Annotated in this window: 19 protein-coding genes; 12 read left to right on the top strand and 7 right to left on the bottom strand. The window is 37.0% G+C overall.

Annotation, left to right across the window (positions count from 1 at the left end; genetic code table 11):
* The first annotated feature begins 2 nt into the window (after window positions 1-2).
* A complete protein-coding gene (locus CWO92_RS21430; protein WP_101356244.1) occupies window positions 3-1409 on the top strand; it encodes a sensor histidine kinase in 1407 nt (468 codons plus the stop codon).
* 696 nt (window positions 1410-2105) lie between these two features.
* A complete protein-coding gene (locus CWO92_RS21435; protein ID WP_101356245.1) occupies window positions 2106-2879 on the top strand; it encodes a putative protein N(5)-glutamine methyltransferase in 774 nt (257 codons plus the stop codon).
* Between the two features lie 149 nt (window positions 2880-3028).
* Here CWO92_RS21435 and CWO92_RS21440 read toward each other — a convergent pair whose 3' ends face one another.
* The 5 genes from CWO92_RS21440 to CWO92_RS21460 form a co-directional block, all read right to left on the bottom strand.
* Window positions 3029-3601: a DUF421 domain-containing protein gene (locus CWO92_RS21440; protein WP_101356246.1), complete on the bottom strand. Its 573-nt coding sequence runs from the start codon at window positions 3599-3601 to the stop codon at window positions 3029-3031.
* A gap of 123 nt (window positions 3602-3724) precedes the next feature.
* Entirely contained in the window at window positions 3725-4621 is an 897-nt protein-coding gene (locus CWO92_RS21445) for an MFS transporter (protein WP_101356247.1), read from the bottom strand.
* 13 nt (window positions 4622-4634) lie between these two features.
* The gene (locus tag CWO92_RS21450; protein ID WP_101356248.1) at window positions 4635-5021 is read right to left on the bottom strand and encodes an MFS transporter; all 387 of its coding nucleotides are present in this window, start codon (window positions 5019-5021) and stop codon (window positions 4635-4637) included.
* A gap of 592 nt (window positions 5022-5613) precedes the next feature.
* Complete coding sequence (locus CWO92_RS21455) at window positions 5614-6738, bottom strand: GerAB/ArcD/ProY family transporter (protein WP_101356277.1); 1125 nt, start codon at window positions 6736-6738, stop codon at window positions 5614-5616.
* Between the two features lie 239 nt (window positions 6739-6977).
* Window positions 6978-7184, bottom strand: coding sequence for a hypothetical protein (locus CWO92_RS21460; RefSeq protein ID WP_101356249.1), 207 nt, complete (start codon window positions 7182-7184; stop codon window positions 6978-6980).
* 259 nt (window positions 7185-7443) lie between these two features.
* Here CWO92_RS21460 and CWO92_RS21465 point away from each other — a divergent pair, with 259 nt between their 5' ends.
* The 5 genes from CWO92_RS21465 (at window position 7444) to CWO92_RS21485 (ending at window position 9825) form a co-directional block, all read left to right on the top strand.
* Entirely contained in the window at window positions 7444-7635 is a 192-nt protein-coding gene (locus CWO92_RS21465; RefSeq protein WP_158176632.1) for a hypothetical protein, read from the top strand.
* Between the two features lie 75 nt (window positions 7636-7710).
* Complete coding sequence (locus tag CWO92_RS21470) at window positions 7711-7944, top strand: hypothetical protein (protein WP_101356251.1); 234 nt, start codon at window positions 7711-7713, stop codon at window positions 7942-7944.
* Between the two features lie 15 nt (window positions 7945-7959).
* Complete coding sequence (locus CWO92_RS21475) at window positions 7960-8196, top strand: spore germination protein (protein ID WP_101356252.1); 237 nt, start codon at window positions 7960-7962, stop codon at window positions 8194-8196.
* Between the two features lie 218 nt (window positions 8197-8414).
* Window positions 8415-9275, top strand: a complete 861-nt coding sequence (locus CWO92_RS21480; protein ID WP_101356253.1) for an AraC family transcriptional regulator — start codon at window positions 8415-8417, stop codon at window positions 9273-9275.
* A gap of 238 nt (window positions 9276-9513) precedes the next feature.
* On the top strand, window positions 9514-9825 hold the full coding sequence (locus CWO92_RS21485) for an iron-sulfur cluster assembly accessory protein (protein ID WP_101356254.1): 312 nt from the start codon (window positions 9514-9516) through the stop codon (window positions 9823-9825).
* 62 nt (window positions 9826-9887) lie between these two features.
* Here the strand turns inward: CWO92_RS21485 and CWO92_RS21490 are convergent, their stop codons facing one another.
* The gene (locus CWO92_RS21490) at window positions 9888-10373 is read right to left on the bottom strand and encodes a PCYCGC motif-containing (lipo)protein (RefSeq protein WP_101356255.1); all 486 of its coding nucleotides are present in this window, start codon (window positions 10371-10373) and stop codon (window positions 9888-9890) included.
* A gap of 150 nt (window positions 10374-10523) precedes the next feature.
* Between CWO92_RS21490 and CWO92_RS21495 the strand changes: the two genes are divergently transcribed.
* Entirely contained in the window at window positions 10524-11951 is a 1428-nt protein-coding gene (locus tag CWO92_RS21495; protein WP_101356278.1) for an alanine/glycine:cation symporter family protein, read from the top strand.
* A gap of 55 nt (window positions 11952-12006) precedes the next feature.
* Here CWO92_RS21495 and CWO92_RS21500 read toward each other — a convergent pair whose 3' ends face one another.
* The gene (locus CWO92_RS21500) at window positions 12007-12426 is read right to left on the bottom strand and encodes a hypothetical protein (RefSeq protein WP_101356256.1); all 420 of its coding nucleotides are present in this window, start codon (window positions 12424-12426) and stop codon (window positions 12007-12009) included.
* A 705-nt stretch (window positions 12427-13131) separates the two neighbouring features.
* Between CWO92_RS21500 and CWO92_RS21505 the strand changes: the two genes are divergently transcribed.
* From CWO92_RS21505 to CWO92_RS21520, 4 genes are read left to right on the top strand one after another with little or no spacing between them, the layout of a single operon-like run.
* Window positions 13132-13992: an SAM hydrolase/SAM-dependent halogenase family protein gene (locus tag CWO92_RS21505; RefSeq protein ID WP_101356257.1), complete on the top strand. Its 861-nt coding sequence runs from the start codon at window positions 13132-13134 to the stop codon at window positions 13990-13992.
* A 40-nt stretch (window positions 13993-14032) separates the two neighbouring features.
* Window positions 14033-14590, top strand: coding sequence for an ECF-type riboflavin transporter substrate-binding protein (locus tag CWO92_RS21510; RefSeq protein ID WP_101356258.1), 558 nt, complete (start codon window positions 14033-14035; stop codon window positions 14588-14590).
* A 34-nt stretch (window positions 14591-14624) separates the two neighbouring features.
* Entirely contained in the window at window positions 14625-16337 is a 1713-nt protein-coding gene (locus CWO92_RS21515) for an ABC transporter ATP-binding protein (protein WP_101356259.1), read from the top strand.
* Window positions 16328-17158 (top strand): energy-coupling factor transporter transmembrane component T family protein, encoded by an 831-nt coding sequence (locus CWO92_RS21520; RefSeq protein WP_101356260.1) that lies wholly within the window; start codon window positions 16328-16330, stop codon window positions 17156-17158. The genes CWO92_RS21515 and CWO92_RS21520 overlap by 10 nt, the downstream gene beginning before the upstream one ends.
* The last annotated feature ends 55 nt before the right edge of the window (window positions 17159-17213 follow it).

Here is a 17213-nt window from a genome sequence, read left to right on the forward strand (position 1 = left end):
TTATGAAATGGAAGCTGACGGGAAGATATTTATTATCTGTTGTATTGGTTGTTGTCTTAATTATTTTCATCAATCTCATCCTTGGAATTGCCATGCTTGTGGCTCAATCTGCTTTGAATGTCCCAATTTTTCAAAATCGTGAAATATCCCCGGAACAATTCACGAGAAAGTTCCAAACAGAAATTATCACAAATCATCATGATGTAACAATTTCTGAAAAAGGGCAAAAAAAATTAGAGGAAAAGAACGCTTGGATCCAAATTTTAGATGAAAATGGAAAAGTGGTATACAGCTTTCGGGCTCCGGCGAATAGTAAGAAAAAATATAACCCAGCAGATATGATTCAAATGTATAAGTATAAAGAGGTTAATGCCGATACAGTCGTTTATGTTGGGGAAAAGAAGGGAAAAGGCCGTCAGTACAGCTATTTGATTGGTATTGAAAATCGGAATTTAAATCGGCAATTTTTCTCCTACGATAATCGAGATATTTTAAAAGTAATTAAAATAGGAATGGTTATTTTTCTAATAGATATCATAATCGCATTAATGGTCGGCTACCTTTTTAGCAAAAGACTTACCCAGCCATTACATACGCTCATTGACGGTATAAAAAAGTTGGCCAATCATGAATTCAATCACCATACTGAATCAACAGGGTTATATAAGAATGTATTCTATAATTTAAATTATTTATCTGATCAATTAAAGTTGAGCGAAAAAGAAAGAGCAAAGTTAGATTCGATGAAGGAGGAATGGATTGCTAATATTTCACATGATATTAAAACCCCGCTGTCCTCGATTCAGGGCTATGCAGAAATGATCAAGAATCCGGATTATGACTTTACCCTTGAGGAAATAAGGGAATACGCAGGGATTATCGAGGCGAAGTCCCTTTATATTAAAGAAGTAATGGAAGATTTAAATTTATCCACCAGATTAAAGAATAAAGAGCTATCGTTAAAGAAAAAAGAAGTAAATATTGTCACCTTGTTGCGAAAGATTGTGATTGATTTATTGAATGACCCAAAATATGCTGACCGCAATATCCAGTTTCATGTAAACCAAGAGAACATAATAGCAGAAGTTGATGAAATTCTTTTTCGACGAGCCATCAATAATTTAATTTATAATGCGCTTGTTCATAACGATGTCGATGTGAAGGTAGAAGTGAGTATTGAAAGGAAAGAACATATACATATTTTGATTAAGGATGATGGTAAGGGGATTAAGAAGGAGGAGCTGGAAAGGATTTTTGATCGTTATTATCGCGGTACAAATACAGGGGCTGCTCATAAGGGATCAGGGCTTGGCATGGCCATTGCAAATGACATAATCGAAGCTCACGAAGGTCAAATCACCCTAGAAAGTGAAATTGGTAGAGGAACAACCATTGAAATACTAATATGATGGATGAGAAACTGATACTTATTACGAGGGAATCGAATTGACGCTAAGAAGTTGTTGCTTCAGTAGCTCTTTGCTTTTTGAGGTACGGAGGGTGTTAATGGAAGAACCAGCTGCGTTTATCGGAACTGAGAATTTACATTGATACTATTAACCTTGTATTGAGGTAGAAAGTTGGCTGGGGGTGCAAGATTAGCCCCCGCATGGCATAAGCAAGCTGATTGTTGATGGAAAAGGGCCTTAGCTAAAACAAAAGTCTTTTTTTGTGTGTATTTTTTACATTTAGGAGGAAGCTCGGTTCAGGCATATTTACAAAAAATAAATTGACTGATTTTAAAGAAAAAACCTACAAATTTTAAAAAGAATCCTTCATCGTCACAACGGATGAAGGATCCCAATTCAGTTATTACTCTTTTACATCATTAAAAAGCTCAATACATAAATTTCTCGGAAATAATATCGTATTAAATAAAAGTTATTAGAAACCCAGTTCTTATATGGACTGGTTTTTTTATCACTTCGGAAAATGGATATCCTTTAAATAATGGTCTACGATAAGCACAACCGGACTTGGACAGTGGTTCTTATACAAAAAGATTAGTTAGGTGTTTTTAAAGGATATTCTTCTTTTTTATCGAATTAAAAAATATTAACTAAAATAAAAGGGTGATTGGAATAGGTAGAAAGATAAATAGCTTTTTGGATGTGAAATCTATTGTAACTAAGCTCCGTGATGCCGGTTGTGTTTTCGCAGAAGATGAAGCCCAGTTACTTATTTCAGAGGCAAATTGTAAAGAGGACCTCATAAAAAAGGTAGAAAAACGAGTAGCTGGTTTGCCACTTGAATATGTAGTTGGATGGGCACATTTCTGTGGACTGCGGATTATATTGGAAGAGGGAGTTTTTATTCCACGGCAACGCACGAAATTTCTTGTAAGTAAGGCAGTAGACTTGGCATGTTCTGGTGATATTGTTGTAGATCTTTGTTGCGGTTCGGGAGCAATAGGTGCTGCTCTTGCATCTGAGTTACGAGAAATCTCATTATATTGTTCGGACATCGACCCCATTGCTACCGAATATGCAAGAAGAAATGTATCTAAATTGGGGGGATATGTTTCAGAAGGTGACTTGTATGAAGCTCTTCCTCCATCGATTAAGGGGAATGTTAATATCTTAGTTGCCAATGTACCCTATGTTCCAACAAAGGCAATAGAACTGCTTCCCTCAGAGGCGCGTCTTTATGAACCAAACTTGGCTCTAGACGGTGGAGAGGATGGTTTACATGTATTACGAAGAGTGGTAGAAGAAGCACCGATTTGGCTTGCTTCTGGAGGACATTTATTGATAGAGACTAGTGAAATGCAGGCACCACAAACTTTTGAGATATTTACTAATGCTGGATTGTCCACGAAAGTAGTAAGAAACATGGAACTAGATGCTACAGTAGTAATAGGAACCAATCCAACACTTTGATAATTGGCATTTGAGAGCGAATAAGTGGTGGAATGAAAATGCCAGGAGAAAAGTAAGTTTACTACAAAAAAAGCAAACGCTTTGGAATTAGCTGCTTGCTTTTTCATTACATATATTGAAACAATATTGGTCCAAAACTGGTTATGAATCTAATCCTGCTGCATTTTACGGTGATCTTGAACAGTGCTCATAGCAGTATTTTGATCCATTATACTTAGCTGTTGGAGTATATCTGATTTTAAATTCTCTATTTTTTTATCAAGGTCTCCAAGTGTAACGGCTTTTGCCTCATTCATTAACTCATACCCAAATTCTCCTGTAACTTCAAAGCTCGCAGTCTTCACATCACTGACAGAAGGAATTCCGTTTTCGCGTAGCCTTGCCTCTAACTGATCAACAGATATGCGGAGGCGTTTTAGATTTTGGTTTATAATTTGGCCGTTTTGGATAACTGGTGTTGCCTTCCCTATAAATATTTTTTTCACAAGATTGTATTTTATTGCTAGAAATTGAATGATCATAAGTAGTGCTACGAGAGCACACAGGGCTATAATGGTTTTTAGCAAGCCTTGTTCTGAAATAGCGTGGCCAGTTGTGGATGCTATAGTTAAAATCGTTATAACCTCCAATCCAGACATTTGTGCCACGGTTTTTTTTCCTGCAATCCTTATTAAGCAAACACCGGTAAATAAAATTGCTAATGACTCCCAAATGTAATTCATAGTTACCTCAATCTATTCATTAAAATAAACGATACTCTTAATTTCTCCTTTGTTCTATTAAATATACTGTGGGCAATTTAGATTTTAAAGAGACCCAAACGAACCTCATTTAGGTCTCATCACTTAACCATTTATATTTGTTGGATCGTATGAATGATCCTTGTGTATATTACCAAGTGCAAAAAACGGATGATAAAAAAATAGAAAGATAGTATAAACTAACAGCGCTCCTCCCAATACTAAATAGATGACGATTGGAGAAGTTAACGAGCTAATGAAACCTACCATCGAAAGTTGTAATGGCAACAATGCGCTTATGATAAATCTTGTTAAACCAAATACCCGCCCTTGAGTTGATGGGGGTATTGTCATTTGCCAAATGGTAGAGATATGTGTATGAGCAATAGTTGTTAAAAACATTCTAACAAAATAAAATATACCTCCATTTATCAATGCCTTTGAGCTTCCAAAAGCGAGCAATGCTAAACTAATCCCTATATAAGGTATCAATACTCCTAATGCTCTCTTTTTAGTAAAAACACCAATGTATGCAGCTAAAAACCCGCCTAATGTACCTCCAATAAATCCTAATGTGTCAATAAATGCAAAGGAAGATTCAAAATTCCATCCCCATTTTAGCCAGTCAGTAGAATGTTTAACTACGACTGGAATTAATACATCTGTAGAGAACGCAAAATTAGCGATTAATTGTAACCCTAATAACCATAAGAGGGGTGGAAATTTTAAATATTTCCATCCCGTCCTAATCTCGTTTGAAAACATCCGCCTATTTTTTTCCTTTTTTGCGAAGTTGGATTTTTTCTTTGGTGAAGGAATGTTAATAAATAAAATACTTATCGAACTGATGATAAATGTAACTGCGTCAATAAGGAAAAGGGTCGATATACCCCATTTACTTATTAAAAGGGCCGAAAGAGCGGGACCAATAGCTGATGTTAACGTCCATAGTGTCTGCATCAATGCATTTGCTCTTGGTAATTTCTCTGTTGGTACAATCATGATATAGGAGACATTAAAATGCTAGATTGTGAAAAACACTGACTAAGGCTATAACACAAAGTAATATTAGTATACTCCAGTATTGATGACTTTCTGAGTATGCTATATATGCAATAATAAGGGTGATAGCACCCTGAATTGCATCAGCACTCCATAAAATACGTTTTCTACTTATTTTATCAACAAGAATTCCAGCAATCGGTGAAGCGATGATTTGTGGCAAAGTAAAGACCAAGGATAAAATGGTTAGTGCTAACGTAAGTTCTGCGTTTTGATGCTCAGCAAAAACAACACTAGAAAACCAAACTACTATGGTGAAGTATGATAATGAGCTCCCTAAGGCGGAAAGTCCTTGTGTTACCCATAGTAAATAGAAGGTTTTCATAGATTCTTTATTCAATTTTTCATCCCTCTTTCATTTCAAATTTTATTGAAATGAATAAGAAACGATTGGATTGATGAACATTGCCGCTAGCCTCCTTATAAAAATGGAAATAGGTTATTTTTATAATTGTATTTTATCAAACTTTTCTGTATATTACTGAAATTTTTTTGATTTATTTAATGAAGACCTCTCTATTCTCTCTCTTTTATCTTCTTTTACCAATTGCATCTGTAAGTATATATATTCCGTCCATATTTCCCTTATTTAAAAGGTCCTTTTTCGTATGATTAGGACGAATATCAGTACTACTGTAGTGACAAGAAAAGCACCCGTACCGATATTGCTCCATATAGTGAGATGCTTAAAGGATGTTGAGGAAGAAATGTTCCCATATTCAGGGGAAAGATGTGTGTAGAGCCAAACGACAAATGACAAGAAAAGCAAAATAAAAGAGAGGATGCATAATTTTTGTAACATATTAGGCACCTTCTTCCTATAGACTATTTAATTTGTTATATTCACGTAGAGGAGAAAATATCCTTGTGATTCTCGTTTGTTCAAAGACAAATAAAGAACGAGACCTTCTCCTATCTAAAGATCTCGTTCATTATGATGTAGCGGAATGATTATTTTGTTTTTTCATTTTTTTCTTTACTTTATTAACAATCATCAGCAGTAGAAACAAAAGCGGAATATATACATAATTAATGATGAAACCCATGTCAGCAATGATATTATTGATGATATCTACATGAAATCGTGATTTTAATTGAATGTTAATGAAAAAAACAAAACAGCTTATTAAAATGACTCCATACTTTTGTTTGACTTTAAGGGTTCTCTTTAAAACTCGACTCGCACTCCATAAAGAAAGACAAACAATAGGGAGAACAACTAAACACCAGTTAGCAATACCGATAAATTCAAATCGTTCTACTACTGGAAAGTGAATAATTTTAAAGGTGGTTAAGGTTGCCCAAATATCTTTTTGTAATTGAGCCTGAGAATAGAACGCAAAGGTTATAAAGGTAACATATAAATTGACAATCGTTGTGAAAAGCAGCCCGATATGAGACCACTTTTTGGATTTGTTGGGAGCTTTAATAAAAGGGTAATAAATTAAGAGTAGCTCATAACCAAGATTCGTTAAGGACATACCTTGAGTCGCCTCAATTACGTCATTTAAGGAATGATTAAAAATCGGTAAAAAGTGCCGAAAGTCGGAAAAAGGAATGGCATAACCATAGAAATAAATAATGTAGTAAGGAAGAACGGACCCAAAAAAGAATAAACCTACTACAGTTCGTATTCCACCATTAATCACATAGATGGATAAAAGCAAATAGGCGAAAGTAAACCAAGCTGTGCTCATATCAGGGAACATCCATACTTGAATAACCTCAATATATGTACGAAGAACGGTGACTACAAACAAGGAAAAATAAAAAACAAAGAAGAGATTTAATAATTTTCCTATCCATTTTCCAAACACAGCACTGTGAATATCAGTAAGATCCCCATTAACGGTTTCCAGTTGTTTATATATAAACCAAATGATAATATGAGTGCTTAATCCTGCCAACAGAACGGATATCCATGCATCATATCCTGCAAACTTTGCGATAATGCGTTGAAAGCCCAATACCCCTATTCCAATTTGCATACCAGCAACAGTAAAAAACACTAGATAGGGGGAGAATTTTTTGTTTTCTGGAATCAATGGCGGTTGCATAATTAACCCCCGAAAGTTTTCTTTTGATAAAAGATGTACGTGAATCAAACATCTCTCCTTCAAGCTATTCTCTCCCAAAAAAGGATTGTTATGTACAAATTTCATAGAAAGGATATAAGATGTATGTAACATTTGTATTGTGGCATGCTTAGGCTGTTCATCCCAGTTCATACACTGAAAAAAAGTGGGACAAGGAACCTGACCCCAAAGAGGAAAAAAGGCCAAAGGCGGCCTTTTTTTTACTCACTTTCCTCTGCAGGTATATTCTCAGGTGTTGCTGCTGTCATATTCCCCTGAGTTCTAGGCTGTCCTCGCCAGAAGAAATCCCAAGGGTTTCTTCTTTCTGGTTCGGTATGAACTGGTCTTTCTTGAATGATTTCAACTTCCTTCGCATGTATGACAAGCTTATCGACATTAATGACTTTACTGCGACTTTGCTTAGACATAATTCCCCTCCTTTACATCCCATTAATCTATTCGTATTCAATAAAAAATAATTGGTATGGGCAGAAATCTAGTCTGTTATTTAGAAAATGCAAAAAACGGTGTATTTATATTGGAACGCGAAAACATTGGGTGGGGGGAATATCTACTGAATAATATATTTCTTTTGAGCATAGGATGAATTAATTCTGCAAATTTTGAGAAAGGAAATGGATAATGAAGTTTAATTCAACTCGCATAAATCTTGGAGATATTTTTATAGTGAACGCGGATCATTCTGGTACTGTATCGGTTGGATCCACCGTTCAAGCTAATAGAGCAGCGAGCGGTAAAAAGAATCAGCCTTTTGGACAGTTTTTAGCGGATGGCTGTCCGCGTTTTTTTACCGTAAGTGAACTTATTGACGATGATACGCTTGATTTTTATAGTGAAAAGCGGTCGGATATAAAATAAGTTTCAAGGAAAATGTCTTGGAAAAATAAGCAAAAAAGCTAAAAGCAGCTTCGATTTTAAAATGGGAGGTATAATATGTATTTTGCTCCGGTTGAGATTAACCTTCAAGTTTTTAAAATAAATGCCGTTGACCATGCCGCTACAGTGAATGTAGGTGTTAGCCAGCACATTGATTTGTTTGTTTCATATAAGCGAAATCAAGGGACAGGAGAATTAAATGGCGACGGTTCACCTGTTTTTTTCCCGATAACAACAGCCATTGATTCCGACTTTATTGATACCCCTTCTGTGAAAAATAGCATCCTATAGTTGGGAGGTATATACATGGTGTTTTTTACCCCTTTTGCTCTTAATTTGCTGGGATTCAAGATTAATTCTATTGATAATGCTTCTGTCGTTAATGTTGGACCGGTTCAATATATAGATCAATTTACTTCCTATAAGCGTAATCAAGGATTCGGAGAATTAAACGGCGATTTGTCACCAATCAACATACCGATCGATTACTTGATAGACCCAGATGTTAGTGATAGTGCTTCTGTAAAAAATAGTATTATCTAATTTATTGATTCGTCAGGTGTATTTCTGTACACCTGACTATTTTTTTTAGACCCCAATATAAGTGGACAAGCTTTGAATGCTAGTGGAAGTCTTCATTTGCTTAAAGGAAAATTCATATCTCATGCAGAATTTACAAGGATGGATATGACATAAGAAAGCACAAAAAGACAGGAAGACAGAAAGATCAACCATTAAGATGTGTATAAGGGGTGAGCGATATGACTTGGGTGGAATCATTACAGAGAGCAATTGATTACATGGAAGAACATTTGCTAAATTCGCTTTCTATTGATGATATCGCCAAAGAGGCAAATGTATCTGTATTCCATTTTCAACGAACTTTTGCTGTATTGACAGATATATCGGTAGGAGAGTATATTCGGCGCCGGCGCCTGAGCCTTGCTGCCGAGGAGCTGCTCAGATCAGATGAAAAAATAATTGATTTAGCCTTTAAGTATGGATACGACACCCCCGAGGCTTTCACGAAGGCCTTTCGCAGGCAGCATGGAGTTTCACCAAGTGAAGTACGGAAAGGGAAGGGAAAGCTGCAATCTTATAACCGCCTGAGTATTCAGGTGAGTTTGAAAGGGGTAGAACCAGTGAAGTACAGTGTAGTGGAAAAAGAAGCATTTCAAGTAGTTGGAATTAAGAGGGAGTATTCGGTGTTGAACAACGAAAACCTTGAAAAAATTCCAAAACTATGGGAGGAAGTAAATTCAGATGGAACAACAAGGGTATTGAATCAATTAAACAATGGTCCGGTTAAAGGGGTACTTGGTGTTTGTGTTGATAAAAGTAATACAGAGGCACACAAGATTGACTATTGGATCGCTGCCGCCCATGAAGGTGAGAAGCCTGAAAACTATCTTAACCTTGAAATCCCCGCCTCCAAATGGGCAGTATTCGAAGTTCGTGGACCAATGCCTGATGCAATGCAAAAAACATGGGAGCGGATTTTTTCAGAATGGTTTCCTTCCAGCGGATATCGCCACGCGGAAACACCTGAATTAGAAGTATATCCGGACGATGACGCATATCAGGATGAGTATTACTCAGAAATTTGGATTCCAGTAAAATAGAGAACGAATGCCCTTCAAACATGAAGGGCATTTGCTTTGTATTCGGTATTTGTGGGTACTCGAGCATGGATATTCGGAATTCGCGTAACAGTTAAATTAGGGCCATTTTAGCAAAATATCGGCTTCACAGTAAGCTAATCTTTTAAGAGCGATCCACTTGAAGACTTCTGACGTTTGCCATGCTTATTATTGTGGTAGAATAATGAAATAAACAATATAGAATCGAGGTCCTAATGACATGCAAGTAAAGATAAACCGCAATGCAGCAAAAATCATGAATAAAATGTTAAATGATGAGGAATCTGAGGGAAAGATGCTCCGAGTGATAGTTACCGAGGTTCACGGAGATCACGCACATTATGCCTTACAATTTGATAATCCAACAGAGCATGATGAAATTGTAAAAACAGATAAAGGGATTGATATCCTACTTGATAAAAGGGATGAGGAATACTTGGATGGCGTCTGGATTCAATTCTTCTTCGTTCCGCAAGAAGAATTCGTCATCACCAATCCCAAAAAAGGACATGCCGGACACCACCACCATTAATGGTGCCTGGCACCACTCGTGGACAAAAGGCAAAAGTGTCCGCCTGTCGCGGACACTTTTTGTTACACTTGGGGTGTTGGGGTTGGCTTTGCATAGCCTTCCTTGTATTTTTGATCGATTTCTTTTCGTATCTCTTTTATAGATTTTCCATTTTGATAGTCTGTAATAGATTGTGCAGCTGTTTCTAAGCAAACATCACAATTCACACCATGCGAATCCCAAACCACTCCGCCATTTTTCTTATTTTCTCTAACAAAGCAGTCATAATTATTTTTATGTCCTACACTTTCTCCGCATCCGCAATAACAAGGTATCTTTTCAAGTAATTCTTGACTTGCGGCAGAGGCTTTATAAATAGTCTTTATATTATCAGTTTGATCTTTTAAAAACATCGGAAGTTCATGCATGGATGAGGTTTCCTCCGCAATATCTCCCATTGCGGTTGTATGGTCATCCTTTCCTTTGATATTATTTTGTTCTGAATTTGCGCATCCTGCCGAGATTATGAATGAGAGTATGATTAGAGTGCTCAAAATATATCTTGTCATTGTTTCATCTCCTCTATTTTCTACTATCCTAATGTTAAATTTTCCTATAACTGTAATCAAGTAAAGTCGCAATATTGACACATCCAACTAAAAATATGAAAACTTTTTTCTAATAAAACGGCAAAAAATAAAGGAATTTCAATGCAACCAATGGAATACATTGTAAAGATTGCCAATATTCCAATAAAAAGAGGTGGTTTAGTGAAGTGGTTAGAGGAACTAATAAGTAAGACAAGTGATATTGTATGGGGACCAGCAATGTTGGTGCTTCTGGTAGGAACAGGTATTTTTTTGTCCTTTCGTCTAGGCTTTCTGCAATTTTCCAATCTACCATATGCATTAAAGCTTGCTTTTACGCGCAGCCAAGATAAAAAATCATCGGGCGATATTTCACATTTTCAGTCATTAATGACAGCGCTTGCAGCGACAATTGGAACTGGTAATATTGCGGGTGTATCGACGGCGGTTATTGCAGGTGGACCTGGTGCCGTCTTTTGGATGTGGGTAACGGCAATTTTCGGTATGGCAACGAAGTATGGCGAGGCGATTCTTTCTGTTAAATATCGTGTGAAAAATAGTAAAGGCGAAATGTCCGGCGGTCCAATGTATTATATTGAAAGAGGTCTTGGCTGGAAGTGGTTAGCAGTTCTATTTGCTATTTTTGGTGCAGTAGCTTCTTTTGGAATTGGAAACTTAGTTCAATCTAATTCTGTTGCGGAGGCACTAAACGGAAGTTTTGGTATAAGTCCTTGGATTACAGGAATTGTACTAGCTGTATTTACAGGGCTAGTTATTTTAGGGGGCATTAAAAGTATCGGCCGAGTTACTGGATTCATCGTTCCTTTTATGGCTATATTTTATGTTCTAGGCGGATTGATTATCATTTTACTAAATATTAAAGAGATCCCACATGCATTAGGACTAATTTTCGGAGAGGCTTTCACCGCAAAATCTGTAGGCGGCGGGGTTCTTGGTACAGCAGTTCGTTACGGAGTTGCCAGAGGGGTGTTCTCGAATGAAGCAGGTCTTGGGTCCGCACCGATTGCTGCAGCTGCCGCAAAAACGGATTATCCTGGGCGCCAAGCACTTGTGTCTATGACTGGTACATTTCTGGATACCATTGTCGTTTGTTCTATAACAGGCTTAACATTAGTAATGAGTGGAAAGTGGGTTGGGGCAGATACTGACCAAAGCTCGTCGCTAACTGTTGCGGCATTTAACGGATTTCTCCCTCATGTTGGGGGCTATATTGTCACCTTTGGTCTCATTTTCTTTGCCTATTCTACGGTTATCGGCTGGTCCTACTACGGTGAAAAATGTGTTGGTTATCTGTTAGGGGACAGATCTGTTTATGTGTACCGTGTGATATTTACCCTGGCTGTTCTAGTAGGATCTGTTTCCAGTCTTAAGATTGTATGGGGAATTTCAGATGTGTTCAATGCTTTGATGGCTATTCCGAACTTAATTGCCTTGCTTCTTCTTTCGCGTGTTATTGTGGCGGAGACAAAGATATTTAAAGATGTTCGCCGAAAAGAGAAAATTCATGGCACTGCTAAGGATGTTACTATTAATACGTGAACGACAACATAATGAAAACCGCCTTTTCTTTTTCCACAAGAACAAGAAAAGGCGGTTATTGTTTTCTGAAAAATATCATGCCGGCAACCATTGGAATAATCATGATGAGTCCTACTGAAAGGGTGGGAACAGCAAATTTGGAGGAGAAGATTGCGGAAAACTCTCCTATAATCCCAGCAATCAGAAAGGGGAGAGCGGTTTTCTTCTTATCGGCCCCAGTCTTAGCATAGTACCAGGCGTCCCAAACCGCATATACATAGAAACCTGGGTAAAATAACATAAAGTCATAATTAACAGTATGTAAAGCTTCTTGATGCATACCGTTAAAATCTAATTGTATTGCCTTATTGATTCTACCAAAAATATTTTCAAAAAGTTCAATAACAATAAAGAATGCCCCTTTTGCGCATTGCTGATTATAGAATTGCCCGAATCCAGGCATAAGCATGGAAAAAAATGCCGCAATATTCCTCATATATACTTCCCTTTGTGTATAAAATAGTTATTGTTAGTGTAATTCAGTTATCCCAAATTTATACATTTAAAAAGTGCGCCATGAATATATATGGATAAATAAAAATTTTTAGAATTCATGCTTGCCTTACCAAAAATTGTTTCGTATAATAATTTATTATTAAAACAAAATAGTAAAAACTTTTTAAAAACGATGAAGAGAAAAGTAGGATTTCAATATTTTTACACAGAGAGCTTCGGTAGCTGAAAAGAAGCAAAAGATAGAAATCTGAACAATGGCCTCTGAGTTTCGTGCTGAACATATCTTAGCAACCAGCTTTTCGAAATAAATGTTTTTTGTTATCGGCCTTTCTTTCTTAAACATCTTTATTTGGCCTAGTTTAGGGGCAATCTTTCTTAAAGGAACTCCATTTTAAAACTAGCCTGAAGTAGTTTAAAGGATTTTCGATAACATAAGGCCCCTTTTAAGAAAAGTGCGTGGATATAAGTAGGTTCCGACGAGAGTTGGTACTCGTTATCAAAACCACAGTATAAAGAGTCAATCGTTTTTAGCGGACTTATGTACTTGATGAGACTGTATGTGTGAGCATGCGGTGAAGTAAGGTGGTACCACGTAGATTCCAACCACGTCCTTATCATTTATTGATAATGGCGTGGTTTTTTATTTTTCAACATATAATTTAACTGCAAATGGAGGCATTCAAAAATGGGAAAACATTTAGTTCTTCAAACAGACTTTGGTACTTGCGATGGTGCAGTGAGTGCGATGTATGGTGTTGCATTATCAGTGGATTCAAATCTCAATATTTTTGACTTAACACATGAAATACCACAATACAATATATGGGAGGGCTCCTATCGTCTATACCAAACTGTTTCTTATTGGCCCGAAGGTACAGTCTTTGTTTCTGTTGTTGATCCTGGGGTTGGTTCAAACCGATTAAGTATTGTTGTCAAAACCGCTGACAATCATTATATTGTTACACCGGATAATGGAACTATTACACATATTAAACAAAGAATTGGGGTCATCGAGGCAAGAGAAATAGATGAAAATGTGAATCGATTGCCTAACTCTGGTGAGTCGTATACATTTCATGGACGGGATGTCTACGCTTATACAGGTGCTCGTCTAGCTTCAGGAGTTATTTCCTTTGAAGAAGTTGGTCCTGCTATAAATGTGGAACAATTAGTGGAATTGTCAGTTCCTGAGGCTGCTATTACGGGAGACGTTATTACTGGTACGGTCGACATTTTAGACGTTCGTTTTGGTAATCTCTGGACAAATGTAAGCCGCCAATTATTTGAAAGTGCAGGGATAACTTATGGAGATTCCTTGGAAGTAACAATCGCCAATAATACCCGTCAAGTGTATAAGAATATCATGACATTTGGCCGTTTTTTCTCAGACACACATCTTGGAGAGCCATTGCTTTATGTCAACTCGCTAGATAATTTAGGAGTCGCGATTAACCAAGGTTCATTTGCGAAAGCGTATCATATTTCAACGGGTGCTAATTGGAAAATTTCTATACGCAAAATACCAAAAATCATCTATAATAGGTAATTGAAAATTTAAAATATATTGAAAATGGGAGGCGATTTATATGAATAGAAAGGGATTATCTGTTAAAACAATCGTTGCCATTGGGATTGGCGCAGCGGTGTTTGTGATTTTAAATAATTATGTGTCTATACCATCTCCAATACCAAACACGAAAATTCAAACTTCCTATGGATTTCTTGCCTTAATGGCTGTTGTATTTGGTCCAATCGCTGGCGGTTTGATTGGATTAATTGGCCATGCTTTGTCGGATACAACATCATATGGATCTGTTTGGTGGAGCTGGGTTGTGGTTTCTGTCTTTGTCGGATTTTTCATCGGCCTGGTTTCTAAAAAGATTAATATTGAGTCAGGTATATTTGGTGTAAGGCAAATTGTAACATTTAATTTGGTGCAATTTATTGTTCAAGCTGCTGGATGGTTCTTAATAGCACCAACATTAGATATTCTAATTTACGCTGAGCCGTCTAATAAGGTATTTGTACAGGGATTATTTGCGGGAATAGCGAATATTATTTCCGTAGCTATTATTGGGACCATTCTTCTAATTGCTTATGCAAGGACACGTGGCAAAACAGGAAGTCTGACAAAAGATATGTAATGGAATTTCGAGCTACAAAGCAGGGAGAACAAGCATGAAAAATGCCATAATTCATTTTGAACATTTTACTTTTAAATATCGAAGTCAAACTGAACCGACTCTTCATGATATTAATCTAACTATTCATGAAGGGGAAAAAGTTCTGATTGTCGGGCCTTCTGGATCTGGGAAAAGCACACTGGCTCATTGTATCAATGGGCTTATTCCTTTTTCCTATAGTGGGGAAATCCATGGGAGTCTGAAAATAAAAGAGAAAGAAACAAAGGAGTTAGACTTATTTTCTATCTCTAAAATGGTTGGAACAGTTTTACAGGATCCAGATGGGCAATTTATTGGTTTGTCCGTTGCGGAGGATATCGCATTTGCCCTTGAAAATGATTGTATCAAACAAGAGCAGATGAAAGAGCAAGTGATGGACGTCTTAAAATTAATAGACATGGAGAATTACCTAGAGGCTTCTATTCACGAGCTATCCGGAGGTCAAAAGCAAAGGGTGGCCCTTGGAGGAGTAATGGTGGATCAAGTAGAAATTCTCCTATTTGATGAGCCCCTTGCAAATCTTGACCCTGCAACAGGGAAGCAGGCTATTGAATTGATTGACCGCATACAAAAGGAAACCAGTACAACGGCCATTATTGTAGAACATCGGCTAGAGGACGTTTTACATCGAAATGTCGATCGAATTATCGTGATGAATGAGGGGCGTATTGTTAGTGATTCAACACCGGATGAATTATTAGCGTCAAATATATTAGGAGAAAATCATATCCGCGAGCCATTGTATGTAAAAGCTTTGAAATATGCCGGTTGCACAATTACTCATAATATGCACACTGCTAATCTTGATCAACTAGATATTTCTTCATGTAAGGAGCAACTTCAGAAATGGTTTGAAAACACACAGTTGCAAAATTCACAAGATAAGGAAGCTCCTATATTGGAGGTAGAGAATCTTACCTTTGGTTACCATACCGGAAAAAAAACGCTGCAGAACATTTCCTTTTCTATTAAAAAAGGAGAAATGGTCAGTATTGTAGGCAAAAATGGGGCTGGTAAGTCAACTTTGTCGAAGCTAATTTGCGGTTTTGAAAAAGTACGTTCTGGAAGAATTCTTTATAATGGAAAGGATATCACAAACGATTCGATTAGAGAGCGATCACAAATAATTGGAATGGTTATGCAAAATCCGAATCAGATGATATCGAAGCATATGATTTTTGATGAAGTTGCGATGGGACTTGTAATGCGCGGTGTGCCGGAGGAGGAATTAAGGGAACGAGTAGATAAGACGCTGAAAGTTTGCGGTCTATATCCTTATCGCAATTGGCCGATTTCTGCTTTAAGCTTTGGACAAAAGAAACGTGTGACAATTGCCTCGATTTTGGTTCTTAATCCCGAAGTATTAATACTGGATGAACCTACCGCAGGGCAAGATCTTAGATCATATACAGATATCATGGAATTTTTGATGGAGTTAAATAGAAGCGGCGTAACCATTTTAATGATTACGCATGATATGCATCTTATGTTAGAGTATACACCAAGAGCGCTGGTGATTGCAGATGGAAGATTGATTGCAGATGATTCTGCTGCACATGTTCTTACCAATCAAGCGATTATTGAAAAGGCAAATTTGAAGGAGACATCGTTATATGATTTAGCAGTTCGTGCGGATATTCCAGACCCACTTGAGTTTGTCGCGAGATTTATCGCTTATGACAAGGAGGCAAGGAAGATATGGCAGTAGAAATGCTATCCTATATTAAACGTACATCACCCGTTCACGAGCTTTCAGGTGCGACGAAGCTAATCCTTTTTATCATGTGGTCTTCCGCCGCCATGCTTACATATGATACACGTATTTTGCTATTTTTATTCATCATGAGCATTGCTATTTTTATGGTTTCCAAGATTCACTTTCGTGAGATCTCCTTTGTTCTATATTTTATCTTGTTCTTTTTACTTTTAAATAATATGGCGATTTATATTTTTTCCCCGCAAGAGGGTGTGCGGATTTATGGAACAAGCCATGTTTTAGTTGATATTGCTGGTAGATATAATGTGACAATGGAGCAACTGTTTTACCAGTTTAATATAACAATAAAATACTTTGTGGTTATTCCAGCCGCGTTATTATTTATTGTAACAACCCATCCAAGTGAGTTTGCTGCTTCCTTAAATCGGATTGGGGTTCCTTATAAGATCGCCTATGCCGTTTCCATTGCTCTAAGATATATCCCGGATATTCAGCGGGATTTTCGCAATATTGCCCAATCTCAGCAGGCGCGTGGGATTGACTTATCGAAGAAAGAAAAGCTATTTAAGCGAGTAAAAAATACAGCATCGATTATTATTCCGTTAATTTTATCTAGCTTGGATCGTATTGAAGTGATTACGAACGCAATGGAATTGCGAGGCTTTGGGAAAAACAGAAAACGTACTTGGTACAGTGGAAAGTCTTTCAAACGTGCTGATTATTTTATGCTGGTTTTAGGTGCATGTATTTTAGGAGCTACCTTGCTCATTACTTTTCATGATGGAAATCGATTTTATAATCCATTTGTCTAAAAGGGGAGATCGGCTAAATCGATTTCCCTATTTTTTCGTTTAATCGGATTGTGGA

The sequence above is a fragment of the Heyndrickxia camelliae genome, from assembly GCF_002844575.1.
Taxonomy (GTDB): Bacteria; Bacillota; Bacilli; order Bacillales; family Bacillaceae_C; genus Margalitia; species Margalitia camelliae.

Bases quoted from the DNA above. Each gene is read 5' to 3' on its own strand.
- CWO92_RS21510 (WP_101356258.1), top strand. From the start codon at position 14,033: ATGAATAGAAAGGGATTATCTGTTAAAACAATCGTTGCCATTGGGATT.
- CWO92_RS21505 (WP_101356257.1), top strand. From the start codon at position 13,132: ATGGGAAAACATTTAGTTCTTCAAACAGACTTTGGTACTTGCGATGGT.
- CWO92_RS21470 (WP_101356251.1), top strand. From the start codon at position 7,711: ATGTATTTTGCTCCGGTTGAGATTAACCTTCAAGTTTTTAAAATAAAT.
- CWO92_RS21520 (WP_101356260.1), top strand. From the start codon at position 16,328: ATGGCAGTAGAAATGCTATCCTATATTAAACGTACATCACCCGTTCAC.
- CWO92_RS21475 (WP_101356252.1), top strand. From the start codon at position 7,960: ATGGTGTTTTTTACCCCTTTTGCTCTTAATTTGCTGGGATTCAAGATT.
- CWO92_RS21440 (WP_101356246.1), bottom strand. From the start codon at position 3,601: ATGAATTACATTTGGGAGTCATTAGCAATTTTATTTACCGGTGTTTGC.
- CWO92_RS21515 (WP_101356259.1), top strand. From the start codon at position 14,625: ATGAAAAATGCCATAATTCATTTTGAACATTTTACTTTTAAATATCGA.
- CWO92_RS21430 (WP_101356244.1), top strand. From the start codon at position 3: ATGAAATGGAAGCTGACGGGAAGATATTTATTATCTGTTGTATTGGTT.
- CWO92_RS21445 (WP_101356247.1), bottom strand. From the start codon at position 4,621: ATGATTGTACCAACAGAGAAATTACCAAGAGCAAATGCATTGATGCAG.
- CWO92_RS21485 (WP_101356254.1), top strand. From the start codon at position 9,514: ATGCAAGTAAAGATAAACCGCAATGCAGCAAAAATCATGAATAAAATG.
- CWO92_RS21490 (WP_101356255.1), bottom strand. From the start codon at position 10,373: ATGACAAGATATATTTTGAGCACTCTAATCATACTCTCATTCATAATC.
- CWO92_RS21495 (WP_101356278.1), top strand. From the start codon at position 10,524: ATGGAATACATTGTAAAGATTGCCAATATTCCAATAAAAAGAGGTGGT.
- CWO92_RS21455 (WP_101356277.1), bottom strand. From the start codon at position 6,738: ATGCAACCGCCATTGATTCCAGAAAACAAAAAATTCTCCCCCTATCTA.
- CWO92_RS21500 (WP_101356256.1), bottom strand. From the start codon at position 12,426: ATGAGGAATATTGCGGCATTTTTTTCCATGCTTATGCCTGGATTCGGG.
- CWO92_RS21480 (WP_101356253.1), top strand. From the start codon at position 8,415: ATGACTTGGGTGGAATCATTACAGAGAGCAATTGATTACATGGAAGAA.
- CWO92_RS21460 (WP_101356249.1), bottom strand. From the start codon at position 7,184: ATGTCTAAGCAAAGTCGCAGTAAAGTCATTAATGTCGATAAGCTTGTC.